General features: G+C 56.9%; 15 protein-coding genes and 1 pseudogene. 9 read left to right on the top strand and 7 right to left on the bottom strand.

Annotation, left to right across the window (positions count from 1 at the left end):
• Positions 1 to 17 precede the first annotated feature (17 nt).
• The 6 genes and pseudogenes from MNODULE_RS13190 to MNODULE_RS13215 form a co-directional block, all read right to left on the bottom strand.
• Positions 18 to 998: an isopenicillin N synthase family dioxygenase gene (locus MNODULE_RS13190; protein WP_168060524.1), complete on the bottom strand. Its 981-nt coding sequence runs from the start codon at positions 996 to 998 to the stop codon at positions 18 to 20.
• Between the two features lie 6 nt (positions 999 to 1,004).
• Positions 1,005 to 1,426 (bottom strand): annotated as a pseudogene (locus MNODULE_RS24745) (VOC family protein).
• A gap of 150 nt (positions 1,427 to 1,576) precedes the next feature.
• Positions 1,577 to 2,290 (bottom strand): hypothetical protein, encoded by a 714-nt coding sequence (locus MNODULE_RS13200; RefSeq protein ID WP_168060526.1) that lies wholly within the window; start codon positions 2,288 to 2,290, stop codon positions 1,577 to 1,579.
• Positions 2,291 to 2,364: 74 nt separating this feature from the next.
• Positions 2,365 to 3,084, bottom strand: a complete 720-nt coding sequence (locus MNODULE_RS13205) for a hypothetical protein (RefSeq protein ID WP_168060528.1) — start codon at positions 3,082 to 3,084, stop codon at positions 2,365 to 2,367.
• 56 nt (positions 3,085 to 3,140) lie between these two features.
• Positions 3,141 to 4,094 (bottom strand): formate/nitrite transporter family protein, encoded by a 954-nt coding sequence (locus MNODULE_RS13210; protein ID WP_202882207.1) that lies wholly within the window; start codon positions 4,092 to 4,094, stop codon positions 3,141 to 3,143.
• A gap of 197 nt (positions 4,095 to 4,291) precedes the next feature.
• Positions 4,292 to 5,299, bottom strand: coding sequence for an ATP-binding protein (locus MNODULE_RS13215; protein ID WP_168060532.1), 1,008 nt, complete (start codon positions 5,297 to 5,299; stop codon positions 4,292 to 4,294).
• Between the two features lie 145 nt (positions 5,300 to 5,444).
• On the opposite strand from MNODULE_RS13215, the gene MNODULE_RS13220 reads away from it, so the two are divergent.
• Positions 5,445 to 6,557, top strand: coding sequence for an SGNH/GDSL hydrolase family protein (locus tag MNODULE_RS13220; RefSeq protein ID WP_168060533.1), 1,113 nt, complete (start codon positions 5,445 to 5,447; stop codon positions 6,555 to 6,557).
• Between the two features lie 45 nt (positions 6,558 to 6,602).
• Here MNODULE_RS13220 and MNODULE_RS13225 read toward each other — a convergent pair whose 3' ends face one another.
• A complete protein-coding gene (locus tag MNODULE_RS13225; protein WP_168060535.1) occupies positions 6,603 to 8,564 on the bottom strand; it encodes an ATP-dependent helicase in 1,962 nt (653 codons plus the stop codon).
• A gap of 254 nt (positions 8,565 to 8,818) precedes the next feature.
• Between MNODULE_RS13225 and MNODULE_RS13230 the strand changes: the two genes are divergently transcribed.
• The 8 genes from MNODULE_RS13230 (at position 8,819) to MNODULE_RS13270 (ending at position 18,440) form a co-directional block, all read left to right on the top strand.
• Positions 8,819 to 10,192: a sigma 54-interacting transcriptional regulator gene (locus MNODULE_RS13230; RefSeq protein ID WP_168060537.1), complete on the top strand. Its 1,374-nt coding sequence runs from the start codon at positions 8,819 to 8,821 to the stop codon at positions 10,190 to 10,192.
• A gap of 301 nt (positions 10,193 to 10,493) precedes the next feature.
• Positions 10,494 to 11,249: a Crp/Fnr family transcriptional regulator gene (locus tag MNODULE_RS13235; RefSeq protein ID WP_168060539.1), complete on the top strand. Its 756-nt coding sequence runs from the start codon at positions 10,494 to 10,496 to the stop codon at positions 11,247 to 11,249.
• Between the two features lie 74 nt (positions 11,250 to 11,323).
• Positions 11,324 to 12,307 (top strand): sugar phosphate nucleotidyltransferase, encoded by a 984-nt coding sequence (locus MNODULE_RS13240; RefSeq protein WP_168060540.1) that lies wholly within the window; start codon positions 11,324 to 11,326, stop codon positions 12,305 to 12,307.
• Between the two features lie 112 nt (positions 12,308 to 12,419).
• Positions 12,420 to 12,782, top strand: coding sequence for a response regulator (locus MNODULE_RS13245; protein WP_168060542.1), 363 nt, complete (start codon positions 12,420 to 12,422; stop codon positions 12,780 to 12,782).
• 1,235 nt (positions 12,783 to 14,017) lie between these two features.
• A complete protein-coding gene (locus MNODULE_RS13255; protein WP_168060546.1) occupies positions 14,018 to 14,980 on the top strand; it encodes a thiamine pyrophosphate-dependent dehydrogenase E1 component subunit alpha in 963 nt (320 codons plus the stop codon).
• Positions 14,981 to 15,074: 94 nt separating this feature from the next.
• Positions 15,075 to 16,055: an alpha-ketoacid dehydrogenase subunit beta gene (locus tag MNODULE_RS13260; protein WP_168060548.1), complete on the top strand. Its 981-nt coding sequence runs from the start codon at positions 15,075 to 15,077 to the stop codon at positions 16,053 to 16,055.
• Between the two features lie 47 nt (positions 16,056 to 16,102).
• Positions 16,103 to 17,479 (top strand): 2-oxoglutarate dehydrogenase, E2 component, dihydrolipoamide succinyltransferase, encoded by a 1,377-nt coding sequence (gene sucB / locus MNODULE_RS13265; RefSeq protein WP_168060550.1) that lies wholly within the window; start codon positions 16,103 to 16,105, stop codon positions 17,477 to 17,479.
• Positions 17,480 to 17,567: 88 nt separating this feature from the next.
• Positions 17,568 to 18,440 carry an ABC transporter ATP-binding protein gene (locus tag MNODULE_RS13270; protein ID WP_168060552.1) on the top strand — a complete coding sequence of 291 codons (873 nt, stop codon included), beginning with the start codon at positions 17,568 to 17,570 and terminating at the stop codon, positions 18,438 to 18,440.
• Positions 18,441 to 18,490: the final 50 nt, after the last annotated feature.

Here is an 18,490-nt window from a genome sequence, read left to right on the forward strand (position 1 = left end):
TTCTCACCAAGTGAACGTTAAAGCACCTTCCGGCGCAGCTCCGGAAAAACCTTCGACACCTTGCTCAAGAGATAATCCCCATAGGTGCCGCGAAACGCGTGGACGCTGGCGCGGTCCCAACGCGCTTCTTTATTATCATTCACCACACCCGTTTCGATCGGCTTCACTTCGGCATTAAAATTGGGGTCGAAGAAGAACGGAAAAGACAAACGGTCCTGTCCCGCCGGATTCCACACCCGATGCGGGGTGGACAAATAGCGCCCCGCCGTCAGGCGGTCGAGCATGTCTCCGATATTGCAGACAAAAGCATTGGGGATCGGCGGGGCGTCGATCCATTGAGATTTTATTTTTACCTGCAAGCCGCCCGACAGATCTTGCTTGAGGATCGTCAGCAATCCATAGTCGGTATGCTCGCCGACCCCGTAGCCGGATTCCTCGGGGCTGCCTGAAGGGGCGGGATAGTTGAAGATGCGGAACAGGACCAGCGGATCGGCCGTATAACGGTCGGCAAAGTACGACTCCTCCAGACCGAGGCTGAGGGAGAGGCCGGCCATCAACGCATGTCCAACCCGCGTCATGGCGGCCATATAGTCGAGAACGGTCTCTTTAAATTCCGGCCACCCGGACGGAAAGAGGTTGGGGCCGTGCAGCGGGGTGCCCGCCTTCACCGGGGGATGGTCCTCCGGAAGCTCGGCCCCGAAATAAATTCCCTCCTTGAGATCAGGCCGGCCGGAGGTCAGCTCGCCGCCGACGGGGAAGTATCCCCGCCAGGCCCGGCCTCCCCGCGCCATGGCGATTGCAAGCTTTGTCTGAAGATCCTGCGAAAAGAACTGCCGGCTGACCGCTTCCAGCCGCTGCTGCAGGGGTTCGTCTACCCCATGACCGACGATGTAAAAGAAGCCGAAGTCGCGGCACGCCCGGCCGATTTTCTCCGCGACAGCATGACGCGCTTCCGTTCCGGAAACCAACCCGGCGATATCGACGACAGGAATTTCCATCCAACCTCACTCCTCGACAACCCACTGGGGATTCCAGGCGATTTCCCACAGGTGCCCGTCCAAATCCTGGAAGTATCCGGCATACCCCCCCAAAAGCGGTCGTGCGGCGGATCGGTGACGATAGCGCCGGCCCGCTCCGCCTGCCGGACCACCGCATCGACCTCTTCTTTGGAGTGGACATTGTGGCCGATGGAGAATTCGGAGGGGCTGGCCGGGGTGACCGGAATCTTGGCATCCTTCGCCAACGACGTCTTCGGCCAGAGCGCCAGGATGAGACCGTCGTTCATTTCAAAGAAGGCGACCGCCCCGTCCTCAAATTCGGTGCCGACGATCCCTTCCGTCGGCAATCCCATCCCGTCACGGTAAAAGGCCATCGACTTCTCCAAATCGCGGACGGCCAACGTGATGATCTTGATCCGTGGTTTCATCTTCTCGCCTCACTCATTCACAAGTAGGCATCACTTATTTGGAAGCGGAGACCCTTTTTACGGTTGGTCCCCCTGGTATAGTCCAGATCACCAATTAATGTCAATGGCTCAATTTCAGAGAGGAGTTACGACTCTAGGGCTGGGTCGCTTTCAATTTTTAACCGCTTGAGCGGCCTCTTTGCGGAGCTCGTCGCATTCGGTCGTTGTCGCTGTTTTGCGACAATGGCGATAGGCGTCATCGCTCGAAAGTTCTTTGAGGCGGGCCCGGATCGACGGGGGAAGACCCCCTTTATAACGTCCCAGCGCCTGCGCCGCATACCACCGGCTGTCCCACGCCGAATCGTTGAGACCGGAGGCCAAAGCTTGAAGGGAGTCGGAATCGACCACCAGAGGGGTGGCCGGTCCGGCCCGGATCTCCCACCGAAAGGTGAAATCGGTCTCCCTGGTAAAAACGATGCGGTAGGGGGTCAGCTCATTTTCGGTGATACGGATATGCATACTCCCGGCATGGTCGTTCTCCAAAAAAGCATACGGCAACAACCGAATCGAATAGAGATGGACGCCCGGCTCCTGGGCGATCCAAAGCCGTTTTATTCTCACCGGGTTCTCGATCGACGCCTCGATTTTCACCCCCAACGGCTGCTGGCCGACAGGGACCTCTTTGCCATTCTCAATCCGGAAGACCCCCCACCCCGCGATACACTCGGTACAATAGAACTCCAGATAGCCCCGCGGGCTCTCGGGAGGGAGGTCGTCTTGGATCATCGCCTCGAACGGCGCGGCGCAGGCCGTCAGGAGCAGTGCGATCGCCAAGAAGAATCCCGCGATAGAAGCGGTTCGGATGTGTCTCGCAGTCGGTGACATTCCCCTCATCCTTCCTCTGAATCCGCGATGGAAGATCCCCCGTCGCGAACGACGGGGGATCTTCGTTTCCACAGTTAAGGAGAAAAGGTCTCGATGTTCGTGCAGGTGACGCTGACAATGCCCCTGAACTTGAAATCGGAAACCCCGCCGTTGGTCCCGTTCGCGCGAATGGTATAAGCAAAGGTCCAGAAGCCGTTCGGCTGCAGCGTGGAATCGTCCTCCGCGTCGAACTGGCCGATGAGAACGTAGGGACTCAGGATGTCCGGCATCTCGCCGACCGAGCTGTGGAACTCCACCGGGAAAACCGGCGTGCTGCCGCAGCCGTCCTCGACCAATGCATCATAAATCCCGTTCGCGTGCGGAACCGGCCATATTTCGCCCGGCCCCGGCGCCGGCAGGCTGAACGGCCCTCCGTCTCCAAACTCTTCCGTGGCGGCGGAGCCGTGCGTTTCCCATCGCGCCCAACAAGGGATATCGACGCCGCTTCCGGAGACCACCTCATTTTCCATCTGCTGCAGGATAAAAGTCACGCGCAGGTGCGCCGGCAAGATCGCCGCCACATCATCGATCGGCGGAACTCCCCCCTGAGGCCCGCCGAAGCGGCCGACGATAGAGCCGTTTTCGGCGGTGGACGCCGGACATCGAACCGATCGGCCGATGCTCTTGCAGAAACGTGCGAACAATGGGTCGGGCTCGGATCGCACCATCGGAAGCCTGAGCGGAAAAAGGAAATTAGCCTTTGGAGCCTTCTTTTTATCGGCCGGATACCGCCGGCCTTCACCTTTTTTTGCCATCGTGCTCCTCCTCGTGATGATTGTCTCTTTGACTGTTTTTCTCTGATATTGGATCGCTACGACCCTTTCTTCCACGGAGGCCGCGGCCGCGGCGTTTTAAAAGGTCTCCCCCCCTTCATGCTGAAGAGCAGCTCCCGCAGGGTGAGGATACGCACCTCGGGGTAGCGCCGCTGTTCGGTCTGGGCATAGGCGCTGAATGCGAACAGCATCACGCCGCCGACGGTATTGCCGAGCAATACCGGAAGCCAGAACCGATGAACCAAACTGATGAGTCCGGGACCGGGCGCCTGAAGAAAGACGAAGAAAAAGAGGTCGGCGGCGGCGGTGATCACGTGAAAGAGATCCGCGACGGCAACCATGTAGAAGACAATATAGACGATCACCAGGCGTGAGATCGTGTCCCGCGCCGCGACGTTGATCCATACCACGCCGGCGACGAGCCAGCCGGCGAAAACGGCCTTGAAGAAGGCATCCCACCACCTTCCCGTCTCGAAACCCTGCTGAGCGAAGGTGGCGCCGGCCTTTATCGCGTCGGGTGAGAGAACGTGCGTGTGGGCGAGAATGTACGCGCCGAGCGCGGCGCCGGCGATATTCGCGATCAGAACGACCCCCCACAAGCGGAGCAGCAGCGGGAGGCTGGCCAATCGGGTCATCACTAGCTTCACGGGAGGCAGCGTGTTCTCGGTAAAGAGCTGGTATCGGCCCAAGATGATATAGAGAAATCCGATCGGATAGAGCAGGGCGGCGAGGAACCGGTTCTCCGGAAACTGCACGCGGCCGACCGCGTAGGCGACGAAGGTCAGCGCAATCGCAAACCCGGCGGTGAAACCGCTGAAAAACATCTCCCGGACGCTGGAGGAGATCTCCTCGTCGGCACTCGCCAGCAGCCGCTGGTGGATCTCCTCCCACGAGAAGCGATCGCCGATCGCCCAGCCGGCGCGCGGCCCCCCGGACGCGGCCCGATCCACGTCGCGAATTTCAGGGGCGGGCTGCTCTTCCTCATCACTCAACGCGTTTCTCCGTTCGGAATGCTGGATCTGCGGAAGAGGACGCGATCCATGGCGGGCCATTGGGCGACCCCTTGCCGACACTAATCATCTTACAAAAAATTGGTGATCGGCGGCTGGCGGCGCGCTTACCTTGGCGCCTCCGAAGAAGAGAGTGCAAGAGAGTGATGATCAGGTGTTTTTTCAGGCGTGGTAAGGCGTTAATGCAGGATAACCAACGCGACGGCCACCAGCGCGGCCACCAATGCGGCGCCGGAAAGACCGATCGCCACAAGAATCGTCGTCTGCCAGCGGGCCTGCATCTTGAGCCATGCGCTCACCGGATCGGAGGCGGCGCCCTCCTCCTCGGTAAAAAGCGATTGCTGCATGATCCCCCTGGCCGAGCGGACCGCTTCCGCGGCCGATTCGAAATGGCGCTGATGGATCCGCTTGCCGAGGTCCGCGCCCGGCTCGGCCGCCGCGCCGGAGGCCGCCTTAATAACGGCATTCTTGATGTCGCCGCCGCTCAGCTCATAACGTTCTGCGAGGCGGCGGAAATCGACGTCGGGCGCCAGCGGGGTCTTCTTCGGATGAATCTGCAATTCCCAGATCCGCGCGCGCTCTTCCACCCCCGGCATTTCAAACAGCACATGGGTCCGGATGCGGCGCTCGAAAGCGGGGTCGAAGTTGGCCGCAAGGTTGGTCGCGAAGATCACGATGCCGTTGAACGACTCCAGCTCGCGAAGAAGCACGTTCACCGTCAAATTCATCTCGCGGGAATGGGGCGTCGGGGCGCCGGCCGAGCGGCGGGTCGCAATGGCATCGGCCTCGTCGAAAAAAAGAACGGCATTCTGCTCCGCCGCCGCCTGAAAGGTCGCGACGATATTTTTCGGCGTCTGGCCGACCCACATCGACTCCGCCTCGGCATAGTTGACGATCAGAAGCTTCAGGCCGAGCGCATGCGCGATCGCCTCGGCGCAGACCGTCTTTCCGGTTCCGGGCGGCCCGGCAAAGCTGAAGACCAAGCCGCGTCCCGCCGTATGGCGCTCGCCGAGGCCCCAGCGGCCGAAGATCAGGGCGTGATTCCGAACTTGGGCCAGCGCCTGCTCCAGCGTGCGCCGGGTTTGAGGCGGAAGGACGACTTCTTCCAACGTGCGCCTCGGAAGAACGGTCTCGACGACACGCCGCGACCCAAGACCGGTTAAAAACGAAATCAGCGGATTACTCATATCGACTCTTTGTATCCTACCCGTGGTCCAATCACTGCCATAGTTGACCCGATTTCGGATGTCCGTTAAACTTCTATTCGTCCCGCTTCACTTTCGATGATCGACCCCGATAAAATCGCGGCCCAATCCGACCCAAAATGAGTCGATGAAACGGTTTCTAAACTTTTGCAAAAACATTGCGCTTGTCACCTTTCCGACAATGGTCGGTTTGCTCGTCTTGCTGGAATTGCTCGCACGAACGGCCCTGCCGGTGAGCGACGTTCCCGATACTTTTTTTCACCCGACCCTTGGGAATCATTTTGTACCCAATCAAAAAGGGGTCATTACCAGAGGACCCGGCGGGGTTGAAAGGTCGGAGTATCGGATCAACACCAGCGGGTGGAATTCTCCCTATGACTATACAACAGATAAACAAGACGACGTTTTTAGAATCGCCGTCATCGGGGATTCTTATGTCGAGGCGTTTCAAGTCGATTACCAACGGTCATTCCCATACCTGGCCGAAGCCAAATTAAATGCAAAAGCCGATAAGCCCGTTTTCCAGACCTACAGCTTCGGACATTCCGGCGCAAATATGGTCCAGTACCTTCATGTTTTCAAAGAAGCCATTCAATATAAACCGGACATGGTGATTTTTAATCTCGTTCACAACGATCTCGATGAAGCATTATACGGCTATGGCAGAAAAGATAATTGGACCCTTACGAAAAGCGGAGATCAATTCGTTGAAGTGCCGCCCCATCCTGCATCCAATCTGAACCTGAAAAAAGCGGCAAGAAACTCCGCTTTGATTCGATTTATGGTGCTCAATCTGGAATTGCCGGCGAAAGTAAATTTGCTCAAACAACTCTTATACGGCGATGTAAGACAGTATGAAGCGAATGTCGATACAAACTCCGCCGTCCTATCGAACGATCGGTTGCTGAATGAACTGCTCGACCACCTCCTTCACGAAATTCAAAAACTTTCCGTGCTGCATCGGATAAAAGTTCTCGTCCTGATCGACGGCAACAGGCAGGCGATCTATGACAATCTCGATTCTAAGAACACGAAAACATACCAAATTAATAGAGCGCTTTTAGAAACATGCAGGACGCTGTCCCTCCATGCGGTAGACCTCACCGACCGACTCAACGAGATTTGGGAAAAAGATCATAAAAAATTCAACTCCGAAACCGATTACCACTGGAATCAATACGGACACGAAGTCGTCAGCGATGTTGTCGTTGAGGAGATTCTAAGGCAACATCCGCTTTGACGGCGAAACGATTTCCTTCAATTATTGCGTTCTCTTCCGTCCCCTTTACCCCTCCTCCGACAAGACCCACGGCTCCAAAATCTCCTCCGGCACCGGTTCAATAAATCGGGAAGGTTTCGTGAGAACGGCATGGCTGGCGCGATGAAAGACCCGGATCGGGTAAGAAAGATAAAGCTGCTCCTTGGCCCGGGTGATGGCGACATACATCAGCCGGCGCTCCTCCTCCAGCTCCGCCTCATGGGTGAAGGAGTAGATCGACGGGAAATAGCCGTCGAGCGCCCAGAGAATGAAGACCACCCGCCATTCGAGCCCCTTGGCCGAGTGGATCGTGGAGAGGACCAGCTTTTCTTGATCTGCGTCGGCCGGCGCCACGTCGACGATCGACGCGTCCGGCTCCAGGGCCAGGTCCGAGAGAAACCGGGAAAGATTCCGATACCGCTCTGAAATGAGCAGCAGGTGCTCCAGATCTTTCGTCCGCTTGGGGTGGTCGTCATATTTGTTTTTCATCAGCGGGAGATAATATTCCATCACCCGCTCGATCCGGCCGGTCACCGAATCGGCTCCTTCGGCCTGCGTCAACATCTCCAGCAGGCGTTGGATCGGTTCGGCCTGCGCGCCCCGCGCGAACCCCCGCAGCGCCTCCCTCCCCTCCTGTAGCATCTTCGCGATCATCTTTTGGCTCGTCCGCGGCCCGATCCCCGGAATCAACAGCAGAAGCCGGTTCCAGCTGACCGCGTCGGAAGGATTCGCCAGGATGCGAAGATGGCTCATCACATCTTTGACATGCGCCGTCTCCACCAGCTTGAAACCGCCCCGCTTCTCGAAGGGAAGATTGCGACGGGCCAGCTCGATCTCCAGATCGAATGAATGGAAGCTCGATCTGAAAAGGACGGCGATTTCGGAAAGGGGGATTCCTTCCTCCCGCAGTTCCAAGATCTTCTGGGCGACGAACCGCGACTGCTCCGACTCTTCCTGGGCCCGCACCAGCGCCGGCTTCATCCCCCCTTGCTTCCGGGTAAAGAGGCGCTTCGGGTATTGCTGCTTCGACTCGGCGATCACGGTATTGGCCAGATCGAGGACCGCCTGGGTCGACCGGTAATTCTCCTCGAGCTTGTAAACTTGTGTTCCCGGAAAAAACTGCGGGAAGCGAAGAATGTTTTGGAAATCGGCCCCGCGAAAAGAGTAGATGCTTTGGGCGTCATCCCCCACCGCCATCACCCGGCCGTCCCGGCCGAGAAGACGGACGATCTCCCCCTGGATCTTGTTGGTGTCCTGATATTCATCGACCAAGAGATGTTTATACTGCTCGGCCAGCGCTTCTCGGATCGACGCGTGCTCCGAAAGAAGCGCATAAAGATCGACGAGAAGATCGTCATAATCGACCAGGTGGCGGTCGGTCTTGTATTTTTGGTAACGTATAAAGAGGGAGCGGATCAGCTCGATCTGATCGGTGAAGTGGTAATACTCCGCTTCGACGGCTTCATCGAGGGTCAGCAGTTTGTTCTGCACCTTGCTGAAGAGATCGGAGAGGGTTCCCTTTTTCGGAAAGCGCTTCCCCTTCTCCGACAATCCTAGTTCGCCGCGGAGGAGCTGAATCACATCCTCGGCGTCGGAGCGGTCGAGAATGGTGAACGAGGAAGAGAGACCGAGCGCTTTGCCGTATCTGCGGAGGATGGCGGCGGCGACCGAATGGAACGTCCCCCCGGAGACCCGCCGGCATCGTTCATCCAGCAATTCCGCCGCCCGCTTGAGCATCTCCTGGGCGGCGCGGCGGGTGAAGGTCAGCAGGAGGATCGATTCCGGTTTGACCCCGCAGTGGACCAGCCAGGCGAGCCGGTAAATCAAGGTCCGGGTCTTGCCGCTCCCCGCTCCGGCGATCACCAAGGCGGGACCGTCGGGGGCGGTGGCGACTTGAAATTGCTGTTCATTGAGGGAAGATTGGTAGGCCGCCCGAAAGGAATCGAGCGCGGCCTGCTTCGGTGGCTCCCTCAAGATATACTTCTTCATCCCCCGATTATAGGGGCCTTTATAGATGAGAGCAAGAAGGTATTGCCGCCGCAGAGACCTCCGGCGGGGCCCCAAGGGTGAACCGGTTTGCGATCTGTCATAGCGCCGCACGGGATCTCAAGCATATAATGATTGAATTTTGTATTTGCTCTTTGCTACTATTTTCGCTTAATGTCTATTGTGTTCTTCGAAAATCCGAAGATCTTACCGTAACCGCACCACGCGCCGGTGCGTCTCCAAGGATGGGGGGGAACGTGCAAAAGATATTGGTGATCGACGACGATCCGTCCAACTGCGAGCTTTTGTCTCTCCACTTTCAGTATCAAAAATACGAGGTCCAAACCGCATTGACGGGACGCGAGGGTCTCGACAAGGTGAAGACGTTCGCTCCCCAAATCATCCTGCTCGACAACCGGCTCCCCGACATGACGGGACTGTCGGTCCTCAAAGAGATCCGCTCCATCGACGACAACACCTTCATCATTATCATGACCGCCTTTATCGATATGGACACGACGATCCAGGCGATGAAGTCGGGCGCGTTCGAATACATCAATAAGCCGATCAATATCGATGAGCTGAACGCCGTCATCGGAAAGATCAAGGGGATCATCGCCCTGAAACGGTCATCGCTCGGACCGATGTCGGACGAATTCTCCTCGATGAAAATCGGCAACATCATCGGAAAAACGCCGCAGATGCTCCAGATCTTCAAAACCATCGCCATCGCTTCGGAGAACAACGCGACCGTTCTGATCGAGGGGGAAAGCGGAACCGGAAAGGAGCTGATCGCCCGGGCCATCCACTATCATGCCAATTACAACACCCCCTTCCTCGGGATCAACTGCTCGGCGCTGGTCGAGACCCTTCTGGAAAGCGAGCTGTTCGGCCACGAAAAGGGAGCGTTCACCGGGGCGATCCAAAAGAAAGAGGGGAAGTTTGAAATGGCCGAGGGAGGGACCCTCCTTCTCGACGAAATCGGAGATATGTCGATTCACCTTCAAGCGAAATTGCTCCGGGTGCTTCAGGAGCGGGAGTTCGAGCGGGTCGGCGGGAAAGAGAAGATCAAGGCGAACGTGCGGGTGATTGCGGCGACCAACAAAAACCTGGAGGAGCTGATCAAGGTCGGAAAATTCAGGAAAGACCTCTATTATCGATTGAAGGTCATCAGCATCAAAGTTCCCCCCCTCCGGGAGCGGATGCAAGACATTCCGCACCTCGTTCAGTATCTTCTCAATAAGATCAGCACGAACCTCCATAAGAATATCAACGGCGTCTCCCCCAAGGTCATGGATGTCTTGATGAACTATCCCTGGCCCGGCAATATCCGGGAGCTCGAAAACGTCCTCACCCGGGCGGTCGTCCTCACCCGGGGCAACGTGATTCTGGAAGAGTCCCTCTCGCTTCTCCCCCTTACCCAGCAACCGGCCTCTACCCAGCCCCGAAATATCATCGCCTCTCTTTCCGAGATTGAAAAGCTGCATATCCAAAACATTCTTGGCCACACCGGGGGACACAAAGGAAAAGCCTGCGAGATTTTAGGAATATCAAGACCCGCCCTCGACCGAAAGATCAAGAAATATCATCTCACCGAATTCTTCCGAAAGACCTTCACCGTAGAATACTAAACACTCCGTTCATTTTTTCAATTTGATTGAACGATACATTACACTCCCACCACATATCCACACCTTATCCACAGAAAAGGTGTCATCTAGATAACCCTTTTGCCAAAAAACAGCATTTTTCCTACTGGCATTGATCTTGCTCAATAGCATTACTAGTTTTTCATAAAAGTCTGGTTTCTTCACAATTTCCTAAACTTTTAAGCAATTCATTAGTTGAGGGTTGCCTGAACATAGGAAATGTTTTTCAGGCATAACGCATATTTTTGCGCATCTTATGAAACCACTTTCATCCCAGGTAAATATGGAAAAGGCAGATTTGCTTCCGTTTATTCAGAGCTGTGACCCCTATTCAGTCCTATCCCATCATGAATTGGAAACAATTCATTCCAAGTCTAAGATCCTTGTTTTTGAGAAGGGTAAGTCTATCTACCTCCCGGGGCATCCGAGCGATCAGGTTTATCTGGTTCATTCCGGGTCGATTCGGATCGCAACCCTGATGGAGAGTGGAAAAGAATTTACCTCGTCCCTTTATCATGTCGGAGAGACCTTCGGCGAATTGAGCATGGCCGGGGAGATGGCGCGCGTTGAAATGGCCGTGGCCTACGAGAGATCGGTCTTAATCAGCCTCAAGACCGATCTGTTGTCCGAACCGCTGAAGCAGAATCCCCTCTTCACGCTCGGCATCATGCGGTTGATCGGAACGAGGAGATGTGAATCGGAGAACCGGCTGCTTCAATTCTTTTACGCGCCGGTTCATTCCCGGTTGGCCAAAGTGCTGATTCACTTCGCGACAAAACAGGCGAAATCTCCCGCCGCTCCTCCCTCTTCCATCCAGCTCCGACTGACTCATGAGATTCTGGCCAGCCTCGCGGGAACCACCCGGGAGACGACGACCATGATTCTCAACCGTTTCCAAAAATTGGGAATTATCCACAAGAGTAAAGGGAATATCCATATAAAGGATCTCCAATCATTGAAAACACTCAGCCTGAGCCAAAGTTCACCGAAAGAACCGAAAGAACCGGAAAAGACGCTGACCTTAACGCATGCCGCGTAAGTCGGCTGTTTCGTAAACGCTATATCGGGGCGGAATGGTTTGTCCTGCGACAACGCAAAGAAGGGAGGATATTGATGCGTGATGTAAATTCTGAGAAGGGAAATTTATGGGCGGTCGTATTGGCGGCGGGAGAAGGGACGCGGATGAACCAGTTCATTCGGTCTTCGTACGGGCTCTGCTCGCCGAAGCAGTATATCGCGTTTACCGGAAAGCGCTCCATGCTCCAGCATACGCTGGATCGGGTGGCGCAGATGATCCCCCCCGAGCGCACCCGTATCGTGGTCAACCCGAGCCACATCAAGGAGATCCGCTCTCAACTGTCGAGCCTGCCGGACCGTTCCCTGGTTTTTCAGCCCTACAACCGTGAAACCGCCCCCGGCGCGCTGCTGCCGATGACCTATATCCTCAAAGAAGACCCGGAAGCCCGGATCGCCTTCTTCCCCTCCGATCATTTTATCCAGGAGGAAGATCGTTTTATGCGCTACGTGGCCGCCGCCGATCAGGTCGTGCAGCGCCACCCGGAGCAGATCGCGCTGCTCGGCATCGAGCCCGAAGGCCCCGAGGTGGAGTACGGCTGGATCGCTCCGGGCGATCCGCTGCCGAACGCCGACGAAATGGGCGCCCGGAAGGTCGGCCGTTTTCTGGAAAAACCGGACCGAGAAGCCGCCGTGGCCTTCTATGAAAGCGGCTACCTCTGGAACACCTTCGTCTCGGTGCTCAAAGCCTCCACCCTGCTGGCCCTCACCCAGCGGTACCTGCACGGCATCTGGCAGCGCTTCGAGCGGATCAGGGGGGCGATCGGAACGGTCCATGAGCTTTCGACCATCGAGCGGGAATACCGCACGATGGAGTCGGCGACCCTCTCGCGCGGAATCTTCGAGCGCTGTCCCGATCAGATCGCCGTATTGGAAGTGAAGGGGGTCTTTTGGAGCGACTGGGGGAGCAGCCATCGGGTCCTCCAAACGCTTCAGAAGATCGGCAAGACCCCCTTTCAGGAAGCGAAAGAGGCCGGACGGGAGGAGATCCCCTACGCCGTGGCCGAAAGCAAAGCGGTTTAGGATATTCGTCTATTCGTCCTTATTCTTTAACGCATAAAAGGATGGCGTCGCTCTGAAGCCATCGAGGCAATCCCAAAGGGGATCAGGCCCAACAGAGAAACGGGGTAGAGCCATGATGAAGAAGAAGATCCTGGTCGTCAGCCAAGAGAACTATATCGGAGAGTTGCTTCGAGCCGAATTGATGGAAGAGGGATACGAGGCCTCCCTCGCCGATAGCAGCGAAAAAGCGTTCTCTAAATATCGGCAAGACTTCCCGGACATCGTGTTGATCGATACGGTTTTGTCGGACATCGACAGCGCCGATGTCTTGCGCTGCTTCCGTGAAGGAAACGCCTCCCCGCCGGTCGTGATCTGGTCCGCCTACGACACCGGCGGCGATGAAAACCTCTGGTGGGTCTCGGAGGCTTATATCATGAACACCGCCAGCTTCTTCAAGATCAAAAAGAAGATCAAAGAGCTCTGCCCGTGCCGTTAGGATGGAACCCATTCCGTTCATTCCAACCGTACTGCGAAACCAAAGGAGGGATGATGAACATCAAACAAGCGAAAATCTGTTTGGATTGCGACGAGATCTACGATCGAGAAAACCCTTTCTGCCCGATGTGCAGCGGAAGGGTCGGATGGCTGCTCAGGGATTGGATCGGCACCATCGGCAGGGAGAATCACGACCGATCATTTTCATATACAGACACAGAATCTTCATCGGAGTACGGCTACATCAAAGCCTCTCTTTCTTATTAGCGCATATTCGCGCCAAGGGGCAATTCGATAAAACAGGTGCAAGGCCGCACTTTAGATCTGCCGGATGCGGCAGGAATGACGCTTAACGAATCTTGATCATCCAGCGAAGGAGGGGAGAATGACTTGTAGGAAATGTGGAGGGTTGATGTATAAGGAAGTGATTTATACGCAACAAGGATCGCTCCTTGTGTTCCGTTGCATCCACTGTGGTGAGATCATCGACCCGTTGATCGTCACCAATCGGAGATAACCACTTTTTATCTCGATGAACACAAATATTGAATTGATAACTTACTTTTGATCGAGCAAGCCATGCTGACATCCTTTCCTGAGAAGCGGTCCAGACAGCAAAGATCGATCCGCGATTCGATCGCGCGGGCCTTCGTACCCCGGCCTCCGTCGGAATCAAGATCCCTCTCCCGACGTCACGCCTCCAAAGGGAGGGTTTGGAAGGTCCTTCACCCTTTTATAAAGAAACCGACATTGAAAATAAATTGTATCCGTGCCCGGCCGACCGTCTCCTCAAAACAAACGGATACATGATCTTGGAGAGACCCGTTCCGTGCCGAATCCACCTTGCACGGAGCAGCCCTTTCATCCGCGGCGAGAATTCGAGCGGCGCCGGATCCGATCCGGCGCCCCCCTCGTCCGATCCCGTTCCCCTCCATTGAAACTCCCCGCAGCAAGCTGCGAGGAATGTGCCCACAGGAATGAAGCGCGAAGCGCCTCTGCTCACATCGTGAGTGAAAGCGAACCATGCGACGCGCGTGCGTGTTCAACACGTTACATACGTTCCTTGTAGAGACGTCCCGGCGGGACGTCTCTACCGCCATTGATCTTGTTCTTTCCTACTGGCCCACCGGCAACTTCCAGAATCGATCCGACGAAGCGCCCCCGTTCGGCCCTCTCTACAAGGTCTCCACCCATTTGTGCTAGAATGGAGTCACATCAAAATTTAGGGTGAATTTTATGGAAAACAAGGAAGATCGGGAGCTTTATTTTTATTTGAAGCTGACGCGCGAGTTTGAAGATCGCGTCTCCAAGCTCCATCGCCAGGGGAAAATTTTGGGAGGGGTTTACTCCGGGAGGGGTCAAGAGGCGATCGTGGTCGGCGTCTGCTACGGATTGCGCCGGGAGGACTTTATCGCCCCCCTTCATCGGGACATGGGGGCTTTTCTCGTCAAAGGGGTCGATCCCAATCGCCTGATGGCGCAGCTCTTCGGGAAAAAAACCGGACTCTCGAAGGGAAAAGATTCTTTTCTTCACGCCGGGGACCTGTCGCGGGGGGTCTTCGGGGCGACCAGCATGCTCGCTTCCACCCTGCCGGTCGCCGCCGGCGCCGCGCTGAAGTTTAGAATGAAGAAAGAATCGCACGTCGCCGTGGCCTTCTTCGGCGAGGGGGCGAGCAGCCGGGGAGACTTTCACGAAGCGCTCAACTTCGCCGGCATTCATAAATTGCCGGTCCTCTTCGTCTGCGAGAACAACTTTTACGCCTACTCGACCCCCCAGAACATGCAGATGGCGGTGGAAGATGTCGCCATCCGCGCCGAAGGATACGGTTTCAAGGGAGCGGTCTGCAGCGGGAACGACCTCCACGCCGTGATGAAGACCGCCCATGCCGCCGTCGAGCGGGCGCGCGAAGGAGAAGGGCCGACCTTGATCGAATGCAAGACCTATCGTTATCACGGCCACAGCGAGCATGACCAGCCCTTTTATCGGCCCCAAAACGAACTGATCGAATGGGAAAGCCGCGACCCGATCCAGCGCTTTGAAATTTATCTCGAGAAAAAGGGGTACAACGTCGATCAAATGAAGGCCGACACGGAGAGAGAGGTCAAAGCAATCACCGACGAAGCGGTCCGATTCGCCGAAGAGAGCCCCTGGCCGGAGGGGAAAGAGGCGATTGAAGACCTTTATGCAAATCCATTTTAAATCAAAGGGGCGTTATTTGTTATTCGCGATTCGTTAATCGTAAAGACCTACACGATTAACGAACCACGTTTTCACGAATAACGATTTTCAAACAATGCCAACTACTTATATCAAAGCCATTCACGATGCCATGTTCGAGGAGATGAAGCGGGACGAAAATGTCTTCGTTCTGGGGGAAGATGTCGGCATCCTCGGCGGTGCGTTCAAGGCGACCGAGGGCTTTCTACAAGAATTCGGGCCGGAGCGGGTGATCGACACGCCGATCGCCGAATCGCTCATCGTCGGCGCGGCGATCGGCGCGGCGGTCTTGGGAATGCGGCCGATCGCGGAGATGCAATTCGCCGATTTCATCTCCTGCGCCTACGATCAGATCATCAACATGGCCGGAACCCTCCGGTACCGCCACGGCGGCGGCGCGCAGGTCCCGATCGTGATCCGGGGGCCTTCCGGGGCGGGGGTCCATGGCGGCCTTTTCCATTCCCAGAACCCCGAATCCTACTTTCTCTCCGTCCCCGGTCTGAAGATTGTCGCGCCGGCAACCGCTTATGACGCGAAGGGGCTTTTGAAGGCGTCGATCCGGGACAACGATCCGGTCCTTTTCTTCGAGCACAAATATCTCTATCGGCGCATTCAGGAAGAGCTTCCCGAAGAGGATTACATCGTCCCCCTCGGCCAAGCGGCGCTCCGCCGCGAAGGATCGGAGATGACCTTTATCACCTACAGCGCCATGGTCCATCCTTCACTCGCGGCGGCGGAGCGGCTGGAGAAGGAGGATGGGCTCAGCGTGGAGGTGATCGATTTGAGATCGCTTCGGCCGCTCGATTGGGACGCGGTTTTCCGATCGGTCCGGAAGACGAGCAAGGTCGTCATTATCCATGAAGACCGGCGGACCGGCGGCATCGGCGGAGAGATCTCCGCCCGACTTTCCGAAGAGTGCTTCGAATCACTCGACGGCCCGATCATGCGGGTGACGTCGGAAGACACTCATTATGCCTTCAGCCCCCCGCTGGAAGAGTTCATTCTGCCGAACGTCGATAAGATCGTCGCGAAGGCGAGGACGCTGGCGGCTTATTAAAGATCGGTCGGGACAGAAATGTCCCTCCCACATATTCAGAGGGTAATATGTCTACCAAAGTGATCATGCCCCAAATGGGAGAAAGTGTTGTCGAAGGGAAGGTCGCGAAGTGGCTGGTCCGGGAGGGGGAACAGGTCGAGACCGACCAGCCGATCGCGGAGATCTCGACCGATAAGGTCGACGTGGAAATCCCCTCTCCCGGCGCCGGAACCTTGACCAAAATCTACGTCCCCGAGGGAGAGACCGTCTCGATCGGGGCCGAGCTCGCCGTCATCGGAGACGGGAAAGAGGAGGGGAAGGAAGCGGCCAAGCCCCCGGAGGTGCAACGCCCTCCCGCCACGACGCCGGGCCGTCCCCCGGAGACGGAACGCCCTCCGACGACGGCGCCTTCTCCGGAAAAACCGGCGGAAAAATCAGAGAGAGGCGAAGCGAAACGAGAAGATGCGGAGATCGGGCGGATCTCCCCGCTCGTCCGGAAGCTGGCCGAGGAACACCGGGTCGATCTCTCGCAGGTGCAGGGAACCGGTCTCGGCGGCCGGATCACCAAGCAAGACATCCTCCGCTACGTCGGAGAGGAGGAAACCCAGCCCGCCGAGGAACAGCGCGCGCCCGCTTCTCCGGCCCCCTCTCGCCCCTCTCACGAGGCGCCCAAACCGGCCGCGCCGCTCCCCGCCGAAACGCTCCGGTTCAAAGAGTTCAAGATCCCGCGGTACGAGCCGAAAGAAGGAGACCAGGTCATCCCCTTCTCCCGCCTCCGGAAGATGATCGCCGAACATATGGTCTACAGCAAGCGGACCGCGCCGCACGTCGCCACCGTGGCGGAAGTCGACATGGCGAAAGTCGTCCGGCTGCGAAAAGAGAAGAAGGGGTCGATCAAAGAGCAAACCGGCGCCGATCTGACCTATCTCCCCTTCCTTATCTCGGCCGCCATTCAGGCGATCAGCGATTATCCGACCCTCAATGCCGCCGTGGTCGATGACAGCCTCGTTATCCGGAAGGAGATCCACATGGGGATCGCCGTGGAGACCGAGAAAGGATTGATGGTTCCGGTTATCCGGCGGGCCCACGAGATGTCCCTCGCCGGGCTCTCCCGGGCCGCGGCCGAGCTGGCCGAGAAAGCGCGCAAGGGGACGCTGAGTCCCGACGAGATCACCGGCGGATCGTTTACGATCTCAAACCCAGGGAGGGAAGGGAACTTATTTGGTACGCCCATCATTTTTCAACCCCAGGTCGGGATTCTCCGGATGGGGGAGATCGTCAAGCGGCCGATGGTCATCGACGTCGACGGAAACGAGTCGATCGCCGTCCGGCCGATGATGTACCTCGCCCTCTCGTATGACCACCGGGTGATCGACGGCGCCACCGGAAACGCCTTTCTTCACCGGGTGAAGGAGATTTTAGAGGAAGGACGGTTCCAACTGTAGGGGGCACCTGCGTGTGCGCCCTACCCGGACGGAAGACCGGGCGGACACATCGGTCCGCCCCCACGAATCGACAACCATGGAGACCCGAATGCCGGAGCCGATCCTGCAAGTCCAGCAGCTCAAGACCCACTTCTATCTGATGGAAGGGGTTGTTCCCGCCGTGGAAGAGGTGAGCTTCGATCTTCACCGGGGCGAAACCTTGGGATTGGTAGGAGAGAGCGGATCGGGAAAAAGCGTCACCGCCCTTTCGATTCTCCGGCTGGTTCCCGATCCGCCGGGGAAGATCGTCGGGGGGAAAATCCTCTTCGAAGGGAAAGACCTTCTGGCCCTTCCGGAAAAAGAGATGCGGAAGATCCGCGGGAATCGGATCTCGATGATCTTTCAAGAGCCGATGACCTCGCTCAATCCGGTCCTGACGATCGGCGAGCAGATCGCGGAAGGGATCGTTCTTCATGAAAACGTCGGGAAAAAAGAGGCGATGAACCAGTCCATCGAGATGCTCCGCAAGGTCGAGATCCCCGCCCCCGAGCGGCGGGTTCGGGAGTACCCGCATCAGCTCTCCGGCGGAATGAGGCAGCGGGTGATGATCGCGATGGCGCTGGCGATGCGACCGGACCTCTTGATCGCCGACGAGCCGACGACGGCGCTCGATGTGACGATCCAGCGGCAGATCCTCGACCTCATCGGCAAATTGCAAGAGGAGATCGGGATGGCCGTATTGCTAATCACCCATAATCTCGGTATCATCGCAGAGACGGCACAACGCGTGGTGGTGATGAAAGAAGGACGGGTGGTGGAGACCTCCGATGTCTTCTCTCTCTTTGAAAAACCGCAGCATTCCTACACACGGCAGCTCCTGGCGGCGGTCCCCCGTCTGGGCGAAACGAAGAAGTGGTCCAAAAAGAGAAAGGAAGCTTTCAGCCGTCAGCCATCAGCCGTCAGCGAGGAACCGATCTTTTAATCTATCTTCTTCAACGCTTTTATTTATCTCAAGCTGACCGCTGAAAGCTT

This window comes from Candidatus Manganitrophus noduliformans (assembly GCF_012184425.1).
In the GTDB taxonomy this organism is placed as follows: Bacteria; Nitrospirota; Nitrospiria; order SBBL01; family Manganitrophaceae; genus Manganitrophus; species Manganitrophus noduliformans.